The sequence below is a fragment of the Nocardia bovistercoris genome (genome assembly GCF_015674855.1).
GTDB classification, from domain to species: domain Bacteria; phylum Actinomycetota; class Actinomycetes; order Mycobacteriales; family Mycobacteriaceae; genus Nocardia; species Nocardia bovistercoris.
The window spans coordinates 842070-857446 of the sequence record NZ_JADMLG010000002.1 but is presented as its reverse complement, the minus strand read 5'-3'; the positions used below and the strand labels follow the sequence as shown (position 1 = coordinate 857446).

Below are 15377 nucleotides of genomic sequence, written 5' to 3'. Positions count from 1 at the left end.
GCCGGATGGTGATACTCCTGCTGCGATAGACTTTCCGAGATCCCACCCGGAGGTTGGAGGTGTCCCGATGGCAATGCCGATTCGTCGTGCCGATCGGTGGACCGCAGCGGATCTCGATCACATGCCCGAGGATGGACTACGGTACGAGGTTCTGAATGGTCAGCTCGTTGTGAACGCCGCTCCAAAGCCGCGCCACCAGCGGCTGGTCAATTGGCTGGACCGAACGTTGTACACGTTGGTCCCCGCCGACCACGAAGTCATGACCGGTGTCGGCGTCCTCATCGGCCAAGACGAGCCCATCCCGGATTTGATCGTCCTGACAGGCGAGGTGCCCCCCGACGCGCGCGGAATACCCGTAGCCCAGGTGGTCCTGGCCGTCGAGGTGGTCTCCGCCTCCACAACCCTGCAGGACCGCATGGTCAAGCCGACCCTTTACGCGGACGCGGGAATCCCCCACTACTGGCGTTTTGAAATCAACCCTTTCAACGGCCAACTCCCAGGCGAACCCCTCCCGGTCCTGTTCGCCCACACCCTCGGCCCCAGCGGCGCCTACGAACTGACCCACCGAGTCCCCGCCGGTCAAGCGGCCACCCTCCACGCCCCTTTCCCTCTCACTCTCGACCCCGCCACCCTCCTGCCGTGAACCAGCTCTAGCCTGGCGATCGAAGGCCCGCCCTTCTTCTCACGCCCGATCCTGCCGCTGTCCCGCCGGCGAACCCGGACTTCGGTCCGTGAACGTGCCGCGTCGATCGCTAGTCCTCCATCACGATGAAATCGCTTATCCAGCGTCGGATTACGGCGAGGGTCTGCTTGCTCACCGTGCCTGCGACGCGGCTGATTCTGTCGGTGCTCACCGTGCGCGGTTGTTCTGTCATCGCGAAGGAGATTTCGGACAGCCCGACGGTGTCGCCACGCAACCGGACGTGATGGGGCCAACCGCGATCCGTCGTCGTCACCGGGACGACTACGACCAGACCTCGGACGTTGCGGAGGTAGTCCGCGGTGGAGATCACGACCGCGGGGCGTCGGCCGTCCTGTTCGCGCCCTCTCGTGGGCGAAAGTTGTATCCAGACAACGTCACCCGGCTGGTACGAGGCGCTCACCGCTCGTCGTCCAGGCCGTCCTCGAGCGTGTCGTCCCAGGCGGCGGCCTCGGTGACGTAGTCGTCGTCCATTTCGGCGTACGCTGCCGCGACGGCGGCGAAGCGCATTCGGCGGTCGTGCTCGTCCAGTAGGTGCGCGATGGTTTGGGAGACGGTGCGGCCCTCCGACTGCGCCAGCGCACTCACCCGCTCGCGCACCGATTGCTCGACCTTCATCGAGGACATTGTGGCGGCCATGCTTCTCACCTTCCCGGTTGCGGAGCATATCCCGATCATAGATACGAGCAGGATACCTACCAAGGATACCATCGTGGATACCCGTGCGTGGAGGTCATCGACTCTTGCCGTCCAGCGTTCGGTCTCGCACGCTCATGAAAAGAAAGTGCGGAAAACTTCGGGTGGGGATGTCGAGAATGCGGGTGTGATTCCGTTTCCTGGGTGAAGCGCCGCTGGGGCGCTGGAGACAAGGAGGACGAGATGGCGAAGTATCTGCTGCTCAAGCATTACCGTGGTGCGCCCGCGTCGGTGAACGATGTGCCGATGGATCGGTGGACGCCCGAGGAGATCGAGGCGCATGTTCAGTACATGAACGATTTCGCGGCGCGGTTGGAGGGGAGTGGGGAGTACGTGAGCAGTCAGGCGCTCGCGCCGGGTGGGACGTGGGTGCGGTCCGATGGTGCGGGTAAGCCGCCGGTCACGGATGGCCCGTTCGCGGAGACGAAGGATCTGATCGCGGGCTGGATGATCATCGACGTCGACTCCTACGAGCGCGCGCTCGAACTGGCGGGGGAGTTGTCGGCGGCGCCGGGAGCCGGGGGCGACCCGATCCACGAATGGCTCGAACTGCGACCGTTCCTGACCCACGCCCCGACCGTCACCGAATGACGGACGCCGACGCGGTGGACGAGACGCGGCTGCGGGAAATGATTCCCGGCGTGCTTGCCGCCCTCGTCCACCGCGGGGCGGATTTCGCGACCGCCGAGGACGCCGTGCAGGACGCGTTGCTGCGTGCCGTCGAGACGTGGCAGGACCGTCGCCCCGATGACCCCAAAGGCTGGTTGATCACCACGGCGTGGCGGCGATTCCTCGACCTCACGCGCTCCGATGTCGCGCGCCGCCGCCGCGAACTCCGCGTGTCCGACGAGCCGGAACCCGGCCCGGCCGCGTCCGTCGACGAGACGCTTCAGCTGTATTTCCTGTGCGCGCACCCGGATCTCACCCCCGCCTCCGCGGTCGCACTCACCCTGCGCGCCGTCGGCGGCCTCACCACCCGCCAGATCGCGCGCGCCTACCTGGTACCCGAATCGACTATGGCGCAACGGATCAGCCGAGCCAAACGCACCGTCGGCGAGGTGCGGCTCGACCGTCCAGGTGATCCGCGCACCGTGCTGCGCGTGCTGTATCTGGTCTTCAACGAAGGCTACAGCGGTGACGTCGACCTGGCCGCCGAGGCGATCCGGCTGACCAGGCAACTCGCGGCGAGCACCGATGACCCCGAGGTCGCGGGACTGCTCGCGCTGTTCCTGCTCCACCACGCCAGACGCGCCGCCCGCACCCGCGCCGACGGCAGCCTCGTGCCGCTGGCCGAACAGGATCGCGCCCTGTGGCGCCACGACCTGATCGCCGAGGGTATCGACATCCTGCAAGCCGCGCTGGCCCGCGACCGCCTCGGCGAATACCAGGCCCAAGCGGCCGTCGCGGCCCTGCACGCCGACGCTCGCACGGCGGAGGAAACCGACTGGGTGCAGATCGTCGAGTGGTACGACGAACTCGTCGGTCTCACCGACAGCCCGATCGCGCGCCTCAACCGCGCGGTCGCCGTCGGCGAGGCGGACGGCCCCCGCGCCGGACTCGCCGCCCTCGCCGAACTCCCTCCTGACCTCCCGCGCTACACCGCGTCAGCCGCCTACCTGCACGAACGCGCGGGCGATCACGCCGAGGCCGCGCGCCTCTACGTCGAGGCCGCCGCACAGGCCGACAACATCCCCGAACGCAACCACCTCACCCGCAAGGCCGCAACCTCGCGTCAGCTGTCGGATGGCCGCGATCGAAATCGGGACAGTGACCCACCTCTTCTTCCATAGGGCAGAGAAGGTGCTAACATGATGGAGCAGACCCCCCCACACCTGTGGATAAGGGGGTCTAGCTGTTTCCGGGGATGCCTACATTTCCTGAGGCTCGCGCAGGGGATCACGTTCAGACATGTATTTGCTGTACCACTGAGCGGCGAACTCGTTCTTCGGATGCCGATCGATCGCGGCGGCGGCCGACCATGCGACGAGATCAGCCATCTGTATCAGCTGTGAGCCGGATGAATCGATGTGGATGGCGTCTTCGATCATCCGCCGCTGGGCCAACGCGAGCCCGCGATGAGTCGTTCGGAACGAGCTGTCGCTGCCGTCACCATCCATGAAGATCAGGCCGAGTGAGTCGCCTGCCTCCAGTTCCCGTTCGAAGCGCGTGACGAGATCGGCGTAGAGCTCCCTTTTGGTCGACGCGAAGTCCTGCGGTTGCCCCCTGCGGTACACCGAACCGACGATCAGCCCCTCAACGCATCGGAGCGTCTCCAGGCAATCGTGCGCCACCTCTCGACCGAAGTCCTTCCAGTATTCGTGGCCATCGTGGATATGTCGCTCCGGGATGCTCTTGGAGATCCTGCCGCGACCGTTCACGTATTCGGTGGTATGCAGTTCTTTGGTGACCGGTACCTTGAACTCTCGCCAGAGCGCTTTGCGAGTGTCGAGCCATGTTCGCAGCACCGATCGCCATTGGTCAGGGCGGAACTCGATCCATCCGTAGACAGCCAGCCCGGATTGGGGATGACCGGAGTCGTCGACGTAGATCATGCGATCGAGAGACGGCGGCATTGCTCGATCATGAACTACCGCAGTCTGGTTCGTCACTGCGGGTCCATCTCCTCCCGTCCCGATCCGCGGCAACTGACCAGCTCGATGTTGCGTTCGTGGGTCTGCAAAGTCGTCGGCGCGAGGTCTGGTCGGCCAACATAGACCCTCGGTGTGAGTTCCCCTGCCGTGCAATAAATCCCCGACACGGCACGAGGAAATTACCAGGGGCAGTGTCGGATACCGCGATCAGGTGGTTTCACTCAGCCGCGGCCGACCTGTGGCGGAGTGCCGGTGACCTGCGCGGACCTCAGGAGTTCGTCGACCGACCACTGGTCGTCCGCGTGCCGACCGTGTTTCGAGGCGAGTACGCGCCCATCGGGAGCTATCAGGAAGTCCGCGGGCAGCCCGAGGCGGCCGCCTTCGGCGCTACGAGGGGGAGCGTGGTAACCGGGCCGTCGACTCGCCCGCAACTCCGCCCATACGGATCGGATGATGGCAGGCCACGCGCGTGGATCGAGGAGCGCGCGTGGTCCGTATTCGACCCCGAATTCCCGGTAGAGCGCTCGTGTGGGGTCGGCGACGAAGTCGAGCGGGAATTCGGCGCTGTACTTCCGTAATTCCGCGGCGTGGGAATGGAATACGACGACTTCGCGGATTCCGGTGGCGACGATCTCGTCGTGCCTGTGTACGAACGAGCGCAGATGCAGCGCGCACACGGGGCACCCGGCGAATCGGCGGAATTGCAGGTGCACGAGGCGGTCGGGATCGGGGATGGGTATTTCGACTTCGGCGATCGTGGTCAGGGTCCGGGGTGGCAGATGGCTCGGCAGTGGCATGGCGCTTCCTCTCGTAGGTGTACGACGTACTCCTACGTCAAGTATGCGTGTACCTTGTACGCTGTCAACCCGTGCCCCGCCCTCGCTCGCTGACCACCGCCGACCTCGCCGCGGCCGCCATCGCGGTGATAGACCGGGACGGCCTACCCGCCCTGACCATGCGCGCGGTCGCCAAGGAACTGCGGGTCGCGACCATGGCCCTCTACCGCTACGTCACCGACCGCGACCACCTGGAAATCCTCGTGGTCGACCGAGTCCTGGAAGGTGTCGACCTCACCCTGCCGCCGGACACCGACTGGCGCGCCCGCATCGACTTGCTCATGCACCGCATGCGCGACGCGGTGTCCGCCCACCCCGAGACCGTGCCGCTGTTCCTGCGCCACCGCCAGTCCGCAACGGCGACCCTGCGCTACATCGAGGCCACCCTCGCGGTCCTCACCGATGCGGGCTTCGACGGCCGCGACCGAGTCATCGCCCAGCGCGCCATCATCGGATTCCTACTCGGATTCCTCCAGAACGAACACCATGCCTCGCTGCGCGGACCCGGTACCGAAGCCATGGCGCGGCTTTCACCGCATGAGTATCCGCTGCTGGTCCAGACCGCGAGCCAGGCGCGGGAGGTCTCGCCCGCCGAGGAGTTCAGCGGCGGGGTGCGGATTCTGCTGCGCGGGCTCGACCCGCGATTCGAACGGACTCGGGTCGCGCAGCAGGACGAGTGAACGATCCGCGTCGCGACTTCTTCAGTCCACGGCCGCGCGGAGCATGTCGGCGATTTCCCCGATGCGCGCGACGAGTTCGGGCGGCTCGTGCACGCGGAACGGAAATCCGTACGCGCCGAGGTAGAACGCGAGTTCGTCGACCGAATTCGCGCCGGTGGTCAGCAGACAGCTCCGCTCGTCGATGGGCTCGACCACACCGACCGTCGGCGCGATGCGATCGGCCGCGACCTCGGCGGGCACCAGCAGCGTGACGCGCGCCGCGTACCGGTAGGGGGAGGTCGTCACCCCGCGCCCGACGTAATCGGCGATATCGGACGGCGCCTCGCGCGGTGTGAACCGCGGACCGGTCGGTACGCGTGGGTGCATCCGATCGACACGGTAGGTCCGCCAGTCCGCGCGGTCCACATCCCATCCGAGTAGGTACCAGCGCCGTCCGGTGTGTACGAGGCGATGCGGTTCGGTGGTGCGCACGGCGTCGACGCCGGTGTGCGTGCGGTAGTCGAAGCGCAAGCGGTGGTTATCGCGGATGGCGCCCGCGATGGCGGTGAGGGTGTCGGGATCGACGGTGGCGGGTGCGGCGGGTACCGCGACGGTCACCGAATGCAGTAGGTTCACGCGGTGCCGCAGCCGGGATGGCAGCACCTGTTCGAGTTTGGTGAGCGCGCGCAGCGAACTGTCCTCGATACCGGCGATGGTGCCGCCCGCCGCGGTGCGCAATCCGACCGCCACCGCGACCGCTTCCTCGTCCTCGAGCAGCAGCGGCGGCAGTTCGGCGCCCGCGCCGAGCCGGTATCCGGCGACCCCGGAACTGGCCTCGACCGGATAGCCGAGGGTGCGCAGTTTGTCGACGTCGCGGCGCACGGTGCGGACGTCGACCTCGAGCCGTTCGGCCAATTCGGCCCCGGTCCATGACCGCGGCGTCTGTAGCAGCGACAGCAGCCGCAGCAACCGCGCTGAGGTTTCCAACATGAATCCATTCTGCCCGCGAGTTAGGGCAGGACCTGTCCTAACTGCTTCCTACGCTGATCCCATGAGCAACGACATCCAGCGATTCCGCATCGAAATCCCGCAGCGCGACCTCGACGACCTGCGCGAACGGCTCGACAAGACCCGCTGGCCCGCCCCGCTGCCCGGCGACGACTGGGATACCGGCGTGCCCACCGCATGGCTGCGCGACATGGTCGAGTACTGGCGAACCGAATACAACTGGCGCGCAGCGGAAACCGAACTCAACGCGCACAACCAGTTCACCACCGAGATCGACGGCCAGCGCATCCATTTCCTGCACGTCCGCTCACCCGAACCCGGCGCGATGCCGCTGCTGCTCACCCACGGCTGGCCGGGTTCGGTGGTGGAATTCCTCGACATCATCGGCCCGCTGACCGACCCACGCGCGCACGGCGGCGACCCGCGTGACGCCTTCCACCTGGTCATCCCGTCCCTGCCCGGATTCGGTTTCTCCGGTCCCGTCGCCGAGGCGGGCTGGACGACTTCGCGGATCGCGGCGGCCTGGGTGGAGCTGATGACCCGGCTCGGCTACGAACGCTTCGGCGCGCAGGGCGGCGACATCGGCGCGGCGGTGAGTCCCGAGGTCGGCCGCGCCGCACCGGATCGGGTGATCGGCGTACATGTCAACGGCGGCACCACTTTTCCGCAGGTCCCGGTGCCGGAGGCCGAACTCGCGACCATGACCGATCGCGAGAAGGACAGTGTCCGCCGGATCGAAGCGTTCATGAACGAGGAGTTCGGCTATATCGCCATCCAGTCCACCCGCCCGCAGACCTTGGCCTACGGTCTGACGGATTCACCGGTCGGGCAACTGGCTTGGATCATGGACAAATTCCGCGAATGGACCCATCCGCGTCCCGTCACTCCGGACAAGATCATCGACCGCGACCGGCTGCTCACCAACGCGATGCTGTACTGGCTCGACGCCACCCCCGGCACCGCGGCCTACGTCGGCTACGCGCAGCCGGGCGATTGGGGCGCCGTGCCACAGGATTCGGGGGTGCCGACCGGGGTGCTCGCGCTGGCCCACGATGTCGCCATCCGACGCTACGACGAGCGGTCCAACACCATCGTCCGCTGGACCGACGCCGATCGCGGCGGACATTTCGCCGCACTCGAAGAGCCGGAACTGCTCACCACCGACATCCGCGCGTTCTTCCGCGACCTGCGCTGATCAGTCGCTCAATTCGCCCGCCATCCGCCACGATTCGCGCTCGGCGGCGAACGCCCGGGCCTGCACGGTGCGGAATTCCTCGATGGCGGAATGGTTCTCGTCGAGGAAGCGACGGTAGTCGGCGAGCCGGAACTCGCCGTCCTCGGCCCGCACCTCCACCGCGCCCGCGGCGAAATCGGCACGCATGTCGAGCAGTTCGTCGGCCTCGACGGGATACCAGCGTATCCGATCGAAATAGCGCAACAGCCATGGACTTTCGGTCGCACGGTGATTCCACACCTGCGTGGTCCGCCCGACGAACTGGTATCCGCCCGGCCCTTCCATTCCGTACACGCACAGATACGCGCCGCCGATGCCGACCGCGTTCTCCGGCGTCCACGTCCTCGCCGGGTTGTACTTGGTGGTGACCAGGCGGTGGCGCGGATCGATCGGAGTGGCCACCGGCGCGCCGAGGTACACGTCACCGAGGCCGAGTACCAGGTACTCCGCCCCGAACACGGTGTCGTAGACGTCATCGACGGAGCCGAGCCCATTCATGCGGCGGATGAACTCGATATTCCACGGGCACCACGGAGCATCGGCCCGCACCCCGTGCATATAGCGGGTGATGGCCTCGCGGGTGGACGGATCGTCCCAGGACAGCGGCAGATGCACGGTGCGGCTCGGCACCACCAGATCCGCGGCGGCGGGCAACACCGCCTCGGCTTCGGCGAGCAGATCGAGCAGGCGCGGCACCGGCAGGATGTGCCGGTCCACTCGGATCTGGAGGGATCGCACACCGGGGGTCAGCTCCGTCACGCCCGGCACGGCTTCGGTGAGCAGGCGCCGGTGCAGGGCGTGCACACGCGCGCGCAGACCGAGGTCGAGGGTCATGGCGCCGTATTCGACGAGGACGCCGTCATCGCCCTGGCGACGATAGGTGACGCCGATCTCGTCGTCCACGTCGGCGCGCCGCAGCACGCCGTCGTCGCCGTCGCCGCCGGTGGAAAGCACCGAAGGCCATGCCGCACGCCGCGCCTGCCCGAGTTCCCGCGGCGAGGCGGCGCGGTCGGCGCGAATGGGCACGAACCGCACGGTGTCGCCGGGCGCGAGCTGACCGAGTTTCCAGCGCTCGGCGGCCACCACCGTCACCGGGCACACGAAGCCGCCGAGACTCGGCCCGTCCGGACCGAGCAGGATCGGCGTATCGCCCGTGAAATCCAGCGCGCCGACGGAATAGGGCGTGTCGTGGATATTCGACGGGTGCAGTCCGGCCTCGCCGCCGTCGGATCTGGCCCATTCGGGTTTGGGGCCGACGAGGCGCACACCGGTGCGGTCGGAGTTGAAATGCACGGTGTAGTCGGTGCCGAGCACGGTGTCGATATCGGCGCGGGTGAAGAATTCCGGTGCGCCGTGCGGTCCTTCGGTGACGGCCAGTTCCCAGCGGTGGGTGAGCACCGGCTGATCCTCCATCGGCACCCCGCTGACGCCGTTCCCGCCGGGTGCGCCCAACGGGAGCCGTTCGCCCGCCCGCAGGACGGCGCCCGCACCGCCGCCGAACTTGCCGAGAGTGAAAGTCGCCGTGCTGCCCAGATATTCGGGGAGACAGATGCCGCCCTCGACCAGGATGTAGGTGCGCATACCCGGACCTGTCACCGCTCCGACCTCGAGTACGCCGCCCGCGGGCACCAGTACCGTCCGCCACATGCGCACAGGTTTCCCCTCCACGCTGACCCGCGCGGGCGCGCCGGTGACACAGACGCGGGTCGACTCGGAGAAGGTGAGCGCGGGCCCGCCGAGCGTGCATTCCAGCCCGGCCGCGCCCTCGTCGTTGCCGAGCGACCGATTGCCGAGCCGGAACGACAGGTCGTCCATAGGTCCCGACGGTGGCACCCCGACATGCCAGTAGCCGACGCGTCCAGGCCAATCCTGCACGGTGGTCAGCATTCCCGGCCGCACGACCTCGACGTAGCCCGCGTGCCGCGACGCCTCACCTGTCGCGGCGGAATCCCGCTCGGCAGGGATGCATTCGACCGACGCGGGCGCAGCCGTGACAACTCCGGAGGCACAGTCGACCTCGGCAGGGTGGACCGTCGTCGGAACGCTCCCGGTCTCTGCGGACTCGACGCGCACGGATTGCGCAGCGGTATAGCGGGATTCGCCGGCCACACCTTCGGAGGATGTCGACAGTTCGGCGACGGTCATCGCGACACCACCATTCGCACCGGCGTCGGATCGAATCCGTTGCAGGGGTTGTTGATCTGCGGGCAGTTCGACACCAGGACCAGCGTGTCGATCTCCGCTCGCAAGGTGACCTTCTTCCCGGGCGCGGACAACCCGTCCACGATGCCGAGGGTGCCGTCCGCCTCCACCGGAACGTTCATGAACCAGTTGATATTCGACACCAGATCCCGTTTGCCCAACCCCCATTTCATGGCTTCGGCGAGGAAGTTCTCCACGCACGCGTGCTGATGGCGGGTGTGGTGGCCGTAGCGCAGGGTGTTGGATTCCTGCGAGCACGCGCCCGCGATGGTGTCGTGGTTGCCGACCTCGTCGGCGACCACCGTCATGAGCGCGCCGCCGCTGTCGGTGCGCAGCACACTGCCGGTGGTGAGGAAGATATTGCGCTGCGCGGTCACGGTCGCCTGAGCGCTGTAGCGTTCGGTGTGGTCGGCGGCCGAGTACAGCAGACAGTCCACCGCCTGATTGCCGTGCAGGTCGATGATTTCGAGTTGATCACCGGCGCGCACCACGGTCGACCATGGGGCGCGGGCGGGAACGGTCTCGTCGAGTACGACGGTGCGGATCGCGGGCGCGGTCATGCCGATACCTCCTGGTTGCGCGCGGCGAGCCACGCCGCTTCGGTGTTCTCCACGGCCCGTTGGTATTCCGGGTCCGCGTCGGTGCGGACGGCGAGATCGTCGGGGGCGGACCAGGCGACGACGTCGAGATCGGTGGTGACCCGCGCGTCCAGCGGATGCGAAGCATTGGCGACGAGCACCACCACGGGCAGATGCACCACCAGATCGACCGCCGCCCCCGCGCCGCTGCCCCCGGTGGGCGTGAGCGCACCGTCGGATTCGACACGAACACCGCGGAACAACGACACCGATGGCCCGATATCCCGCGGCTCGAGCCCCTGTTTCGCACCCGCCATCCGCAACAGCGCACGCGCCGCGTCGGACGGCCCGCACAGGGTGTCGTGCTGCCCCGAACTGTCGGCCAGTACGGTGGCCAGCACCCGCCCCTGATCGGACAGCAGCGGATGTCCGGCCGAAAGATACGCCTGCCAAGGCACTTTCACGGTGTCGGCGACATTCAACCGCTCCCAGGGCGCTTCGGCCCGCAGCAACAGCAGATGGGCGCAGGCCGCACCGTCCGGATCACCGAACCGCACCCTTGTCCCACGTCCGAGTACGAAGCAGGCATATCCTCCCGACGGGATGCGCTGCGCCAGGGTGATTTCCGAGGCAGCGACATCGTCGGGCATGATCGGCCGCGCGATGGTCGCGTCGGCGGCCTGCGCTCTGGCGTGGGCGCGAGCGCCATCGGTGGACGCGGTGTTCTGGCGGGTCATCGAAAGCTCCTTTGCGTACGTCCCGCGTGGTTCGGGCTGAATTCGGCTGTGCGGTCGAGGCTGTGCGCGAGTCGTGGGGTGCGGCGCCGCGTGCGTGGCGAGTGTGTCGCCGCGCTGTCGGCGTATGCAGTGTCCTGGCAGGTCATCGGCCTCTCCTTTGCGCGGCGGTGCGTGCGCTGAAGGCGTGGGCGCCCGCGTCGGACCTGGCGCCCGAGTAGGTTCCACGTGGGGGCGAGCGGGTCCCGTGCCCGCCCCCACGGGCGCCGGATCACGCGGGGGCGACCGCGGGTTCCGGAGTCTCGGCGGCACGCGGCGCGACCACCGTTCGGTGCACCACCAGCCCGACGGCGATCACCACGAGCACGAACAGCGGTGCGGCCCACTGCATCCACCAGCCGCCGCCGTTGGGGATGTAGACCTCGGCGCGCGGCCAGGCCAGGTTGACCACCATCGCGACACCCCACAGCACGGCCACCGCGTTGATCGGAATTCCGAGGCGGCCCAACGAGAACAGCGACGGGTCGCGCTCCTCGTCCCAGCCCTTGACCCGTCGGATCAGCAGCGGCACTGTGACCAGCAGGTACGCCAGATACAGCGTGACGATGCAGACACTGGCCAGTGTCGCGAAGATCGCGGCATTGCCGAGGTTGAGCACGAGCAGCCCGATGCCGAGGACGCCGATCACGATGGCGGGCAGCGCGGGAGTGCCGTAGCGCGGGTGCACGGCGGCGAGCCGGGCGGCGAAGGGCAGTTTGCCGTCGCGCGCCATCGAGAACATCAGTCGCGAGCCCGCGGTCTGGATCGCGAGCGTGCACACCACGATGGCGACCGCGACGCAGCCGAGCAGCACCTTTCCCGGCGCGCTGTCGAGTTTGGCGGTCAGCACGTAGGCCAGTCCCTCGGTGGCCAGCGATCCGTCGTCCAGGCTCGGCGCCGCCATGAGCGCACCGAGCAGCATGAGCCCGCCGCCGAGCGCCGACACCGACAGCGCGGTGAGGATGGTGCGCGGCGCGACCCGGCGCGGATTCTTGGTCTCCTCGGAAAGCTCACCGGCGGAGTCGAATCCGACCATCACGTAGGCGGCCATGAGCCCGGAGATGAGGAAGGCCGACCAGTAGGGACCTGGCGCGGCGTGTTCGGTCTGGAACACCACGCCGGGTCCGCGTTCGGTGTTGACGAAGAACAGCGCGACGATCGCCGCGACGCCGATGATCTCGACGGTGACGCCGATCGAGTTGATCCGCGCCATCAGGTCGATGCCGATCACGTTGATGGCGGTGGTGATCACGAGCAGGATGCTGCCGAGCAGTACCGCGTTGCTGGCGCCGGAGGAGGAGGTGAGCGCGCTGTCCTCGCCGATGATCTGGAAGCCGCTCCAGATCGATGGCAGCACCACCTGCAGTGCGATGGCGGCGGCCGCGGCGGTCACGATCTGCGCGATCACCATCATCCAGCCCGCGAACCAGCCGACCAGTTCGCCGCCGAGTCGCCGCGACCACTGGTAGATACAACCCGAGATGGGGTAGCGGGCGGCCAGTTCGGCGAAGTTCAGCGCGACCAGCAACTGGCCCGCGAACACGATCGGCCAGGTCCAGAAGAACGCGGCGCCGCCGAAGGAGTAGCCGAGTCCGAAGAACTGGAAGATCGTGGTGAGGATGGAGACGAACGAGAAACCCGCCGCGAACGAGGCGTAGCGGCCGAGTTTGCGGTGTAGGACCGGCTGGTAGCCGAAGCTTTCCAGGTCGGCGCTGTCGCGGCTGAGTTCGGGTTGTGCGGTCGGGGAAACTGTCGTGGCCATGGGCGGGTCCTTCGGCGAGCGGCCAATACCTATCGAATGACAGTTTTGCGTTGTCGATCGCGGATTCGGTGACCTGCGTGTATCGCTTGTGGCAACGCCGGTAACTTCTGCGTTGCCTCGATTTCTATCAAGTGACAGAAACCTCTCCGACGGAGTCCGCTGGCGCGATGGAACAATGGGGGACGTGGCAAATCCGGGCCCGGGCCGTCCCCGTCTTGAACAGCGAACCCGGCGCGGGCGCACACCCCGCGCGGAGATCCTCGACGCTGCGGGCGAACTGTTCACCACCAACGGCTACGCCAACACCTCGACCCGCGCGGTGGCCGACGCCGTCGGCATCAGACAGGCGTCGCTGTACCACCACTTCGGCGCCAAGGACGACATCCTCGACGCGCTGCTGTCCGAAACCATCGCCGCGCCACTGGAACTCGCCGAGCGACTGCGCGAAATCGAAGAGCCCGCGCACATCAGGCTCTACGCCCTCGCCCGGTTCGACGTACGTCAATTATGCGCCGCGCGTTGGAATCTCGGCGCTCTCTACCTGCTGCCCGAGGTGCGCACCGAACGCTTCGCGCCCTTCCGGCTGCGCCGCGACGAACTGCGCGAACACTACGAGCGCCTGGCCGCCGACACGGTGGCGGCCGCGGGGGAGGACGGCGTGCCCGGCGCTCAGATGCTGCCGTTCCGCCTGGTGGAGACGGTGATCAGCATCCGATCCGACGCGGGCGGCGGCGCCCCCGAATACGCCGAGCGGACCATCCCCGACAGCACCCTGCGCATGCTCGGCTGGACCGGCGACCTCGACGAGGTCCGCGGCGCGGCGGGCGATCTGCTCGATCGACTCGCCGCACCGCTCCCGCTCGGTTGAGCGCCCGTCAGCCCTTGCCGCGACCGGCCTTGAAACCGAAGTCCCAGTTGTAGCGCTGCGCGATCTCCATGACACCGGCGCCGGGGCGTCCTGCGGGCGGGCGGATGAAGGTGCCGTCGCGGCGGACGACGAGTTCACCGTTGATGTTCTCGATATGGGCGAGCACCGCGTCGCGGGAATCGTCCATGCAGCCGTCGAGGGTCATCTCGATCGGCGGCGAGTTCAGCGGATACAGCGTGACGGTGGCGTGCACGCCCCGGAAGTCGTTGGCGCCCTCGTAGATCGAGGTGAACACCAGGATGCGGCGGAAGTGGGCGGTGAAATCCAGGTTGATGTCCAGGTTCTCGCCGGTGGCGCTGGCGCCGGTGCGGTCGTCCTGGTCGAGCCGGATGAACGGCGGCTGATGCAGATCGCCGAAGGAGCGGTCGAGCGCGCGCACCGAACCGATGCGCCCGTCGGCCAGTTCGAAGAAGCAGCTCAGGTCGAGATCGAGGCCGCCGCCACCGCCGCGCCGCCTGCCGAACAACCCGCCGCCACGATTGGACTGCGGTGTGGTCCAGTTCAGGTTCACCCGCATGGTGCCGCCGGTCGCACCTTGCTTGGTGAGCGACACCGCCGGAGCTTCCTTGGTGAGCGAGATCTTGCTCAGGTTCACCGGCGCGCCGCCCGCTTGCGGCTGCCCGTAAGGCTGCTGTTGCGGCGGGGGCGGTGGCGCGTACTGCTGCTGGGGCGGCGGCGGAGGCGCGTACTGCTGCGGCTGCTGCGCGTACGGATCCTGCTGCGGCGGCGCGTACTGCTGGGGCGGCAGTGGCGCGTACTGCTGCTGAGGTGGCGGAGGCGCGTACTGCTGTTGCGGCGGGGGCGGCGCGTACTGCTGTTGCGGTGGCGGCGGCGCGTACTGCTGCTGGGCAGGTGGCGGCGTGAACTGCTGCTGCTGAGGCGCCGCGGCGGGGGCGTCGTCGACGGAGATGCCGAAATCGGTGGCCAATCCACCCAGACCCGAGGCATAACCCTGACCGACCGCGCGGAACTTCCACGCGCCCTGACGGCGGTACAACTCGCCGAGGACGAAGGCTGTCTCACTGCCGCCCGTGGTGTCGAACCGCGCCACCTCGGCGCCGTTGCCCGCGTCGAGTACGCGCACGTATAGGCCGTGGAACTGGCCGAAGGTGCCGCCATCCGACGAGGCCGCGATGACCACCGTCTCGATCTGCGGCTCAACGGCGGCGAGATTCACCGAAAGGGTATCCAGGACCGTCGGGCCCTGCTGCTTGCCCTCGTGGCGCACCGCACCGGACGGATGTTGCGGCTGGTTGTAGAAAACGAAGTCGGCGTCGGATCTGACCTTGCCGCCGACGAGCAACAGGGCAGAGGCATCCGCATCGGGGACTCCCGGCCCGGATTGCCACCCCAGTTCGATGCGGACCGCGGACATCGGCACCGGCACATTGGCGCCCTTCATCATCGACA

At 67.7% G+C, this 15377-nt stretch carries 16 protein-coding genes; 6 read left to right on the top strand and 10 right to left on the bottom strand.

What is annotated here, in order from left to right; genetic code table 11:
- Nucleotides 1-67: 67 nt before the first annotated feature.
- The gene (locus tag IT779_RS08035; RefSeq protein ID WP_196148486.1) at nucleotides 68-643 is read left to right on the top strand and encodes a Uma2 family endonuclease; all 576 of its coding nucleotides are present in this window, start codon (nucleotides 68-70) and stop codon (nucleotides 641-643) included.
- A gap of 109 nt (nucleotides 644-752) precedes the next feature.
- On the opposite strand, the gene IT779_RS08030 is transcribed toward IT779_RS08035, so the two are convergent.
- Nucleotides 753-1103 carry a type II toxin-antitoxin system PemK/MazF family toxin gene (locus IT779_RS08030; RefSeq protein ID WP_196148485.1) on the bottom strand — a complete coding sequence of 117 codons (351 nt, stop codon included), beginning with the start codon at nucleotides 1101-1103 and terminating at the stop codon, nucleotides 753-755.
- Nucleotides 1100-1339 (bottom strand): hypothetical protein, encoded by a 240-nt coding sequence (locus IT779_RS08025; protein WP_196148484.1) that lies wholly within the window; start codon nucleotides 1337-1339, stop codon nucleotides 1100-1102. Before IT779_RS08025 ends, IT779_RS08030 begins: the two co-directional genes overlap by 4 nt.
- Nucleotides 1340-1579: 240 nt before the next feature.
- On the opposite strand from IT779_RS08025, the gene IT779_RS08020 reads away from it, so the two are divergent.
- Nucleotides 1580-1987, top strand: a complete 408-nt coding sequence (locus tag IT779_RS08020; protein WP_196148483.1) for a YciI family protein — start codon at nucleotides 1580-1582, stop codon at nucleotides 1985-1987.
- On the top strand, nucleotides 1984-3186 hold the full coding sequence (locus IT779_RS08015) for an RNA polymerase sigma factor (protein WP_196148482.1): 1203 nt from the start codon (nucleotides 1984-1986) through the stop codon (nucleotides 3184-3186). The genes IT779_RS08020 and IT779_RS08015 overlap by 4 nt, the downstream gene beginning before the upstream one ends.
- Before the next feature lie 78 nt (nucleotides 3187-3264).
- Here the strand turns inward: IT779_RS08015 and IT779_RS08010 are convergent, their stop codons facing one another.
- Nucleotides 3265-4005 (bottom strand): DUF3800 domain-containing protein, encoded by a 741-nt coding sequence (locus IT779_RS08010; protein ID WP_196148481.1) that lies wholly within the window; start codon nucleotides 4003-4005, stop codon nucleotides 3265-3267.
- A 203-nt stretch (nucleotides 4006-4208) separates the two neighbouring features.
- On the bottom strand, nucleotides 4209-4784 hold the full coding sequence (locus IT779_RS08005; protein WP_196148480.1) for a peroxiredoxin-like family protein: 576 nt from the start codon (nucleotides 4782-4784) through the stop codon (nucleotides 4209-4211).
- A gap of 71 nt (nucleotides 4785-4855) precedes the next feature.
- On the opposite strand from IT779_RS08005, the gene IT779_RS08000 reads away from it, so the two are divergent.
- Entirely contained in the window at nucleotides 4856-5503 is a 648-nt protein-coding gene (locus tag IT779_RS08000) for a TetR/AcrR family transcriptional regulator C-terminal domain-containing protein (RefSeq protein ID WP_196148479.1), read from the top strand.
- A gap of 21 nt (nucleotides 5504-5524) precedes the next feature.
- Here the strand turns inward: IT779_RS08000 and IT779_RS07995 are convergent, their stop codons facing one another.
- The gene (locus tag IT779_RS07995; RefSeq protein ID WP_196148478.1) at nucleotides 5525-6472 is read right to left on the bottom strand and encodes a helix-turn-helix transcriptional regulator; all 948 of its coding nucleotides are present in this window, start codon (nucleotides 6470-6472) and stop codon (nucleotides 5525-5527) included.
- A 61-nt stretch (nucleotides 6473-6533) separates the two neighbouring features.
- Here IT779_RS07995 and IT779_RS07990 point away from each other — a divergent pair, with 61 nt between their 5' ends.
- Complete coding sequence (locus tag IT779_RS07990; RefSeq protein WP_196148477.1) at nucleotides 6534-7685, top strand: epoxide hydrolase family protein; 1152 nt, start codon at nucleotides 6534-6536, stop codon at nucleotides 7683-7685.
- Here the strand turns inward: IT779_RS07990 and IT779_RS07985 are convergent, their stop codons facing one another.
- The 4 genes from IT779_RS07985 to IT779_RS07970 form a co-directional block, all read right to left on the bottom strand.
- The gene (locus tag IT779_RS07985; RefSeq protein WP_269781539.1) at nucleotides 7686-9869 is read right to left on the bottom strand and encodes a 5-oxoprolinase/urea amidolyase family protein; all 2184 of its coding nucleotides are present in this window, start codon (nucleotides 9867-9869) and stop codon (nucleotides 7686-7688) included.
- Nucleotides 9866-10486, bottom strand: a complete 621-nt coding sequence (locus IT779_RS07980) for an urea amidolyase associated protein UAAP2 (RefSeq protein ID WP_196148476.1) — start codon at nucleotides 10484-10486, stop codon at nucleotides 9866-9868. Before IT779_RS07980 ends, IT779_RS07985 begins: the two co-directional genes overlap by 4 nt.
- Nucleotides 10483-11241 (bottom strand): DUF1989 domain-containing protein, encoded by a 759-nt coding sequence (locus IT779_RS07975; protein WP_196148475.1) that lies wholly within the window; start codon nucleotides 11239-11241, stop codon nucleotides 10483-10485. The genes IT779_RS07980 and IT779_RS07975 overlap by 4 nt, the downstream gene beginning before the upstream one ends.
- A 268-nt stretch (nucleotides 11242-11509) precedes the next feature.
- Nucleotides 11510-13039 carry an amino acid permease gene (locus IT779_RS07970; protein ID WP_196148474.1) on the bottom strand — a complete coding sequence of 510 codons (1530 nt, stop codon included), beginning with the start codon at nucleotides 13037-13039 and terminating at the stop codon, nucleotides 11510-11512.
- 184 nt (nucleotides 13040-13223) lie between these two features.
- Here IT779_RS07970 and IT779_RS07965 point away from each other — a divergent pair, with 184 nt between their 5' ends.
- Nucleotides 13224-13907: a TetR/AcrR family transcriptional regulator gene (locus IT779_RS07965; protein WP_332838704.1), complete on the top strand. Its 684-nt coding sequence runs from the start codon at nucleotides 13224-13226 to the stop codon at nucleotides 13905-13907.
- A 7-nt stretch (nucleotides 13908-13914) separates the two neighbouring features.
- Here the strand turns inward: IT779_RS07965 and IT779_RS07960 are convergent, their stop codons facing one another.
- Entirely contained in the window at nucleotides 13915-15372 is a 1458-nt protein-coding gene (locus IT779_RS07960; protein ID WP_196148591.1) for a TerD family protein, read from the bottom strand.
- Nucleotides 15373-15377 lie beyond the last annotated feature (5 nt).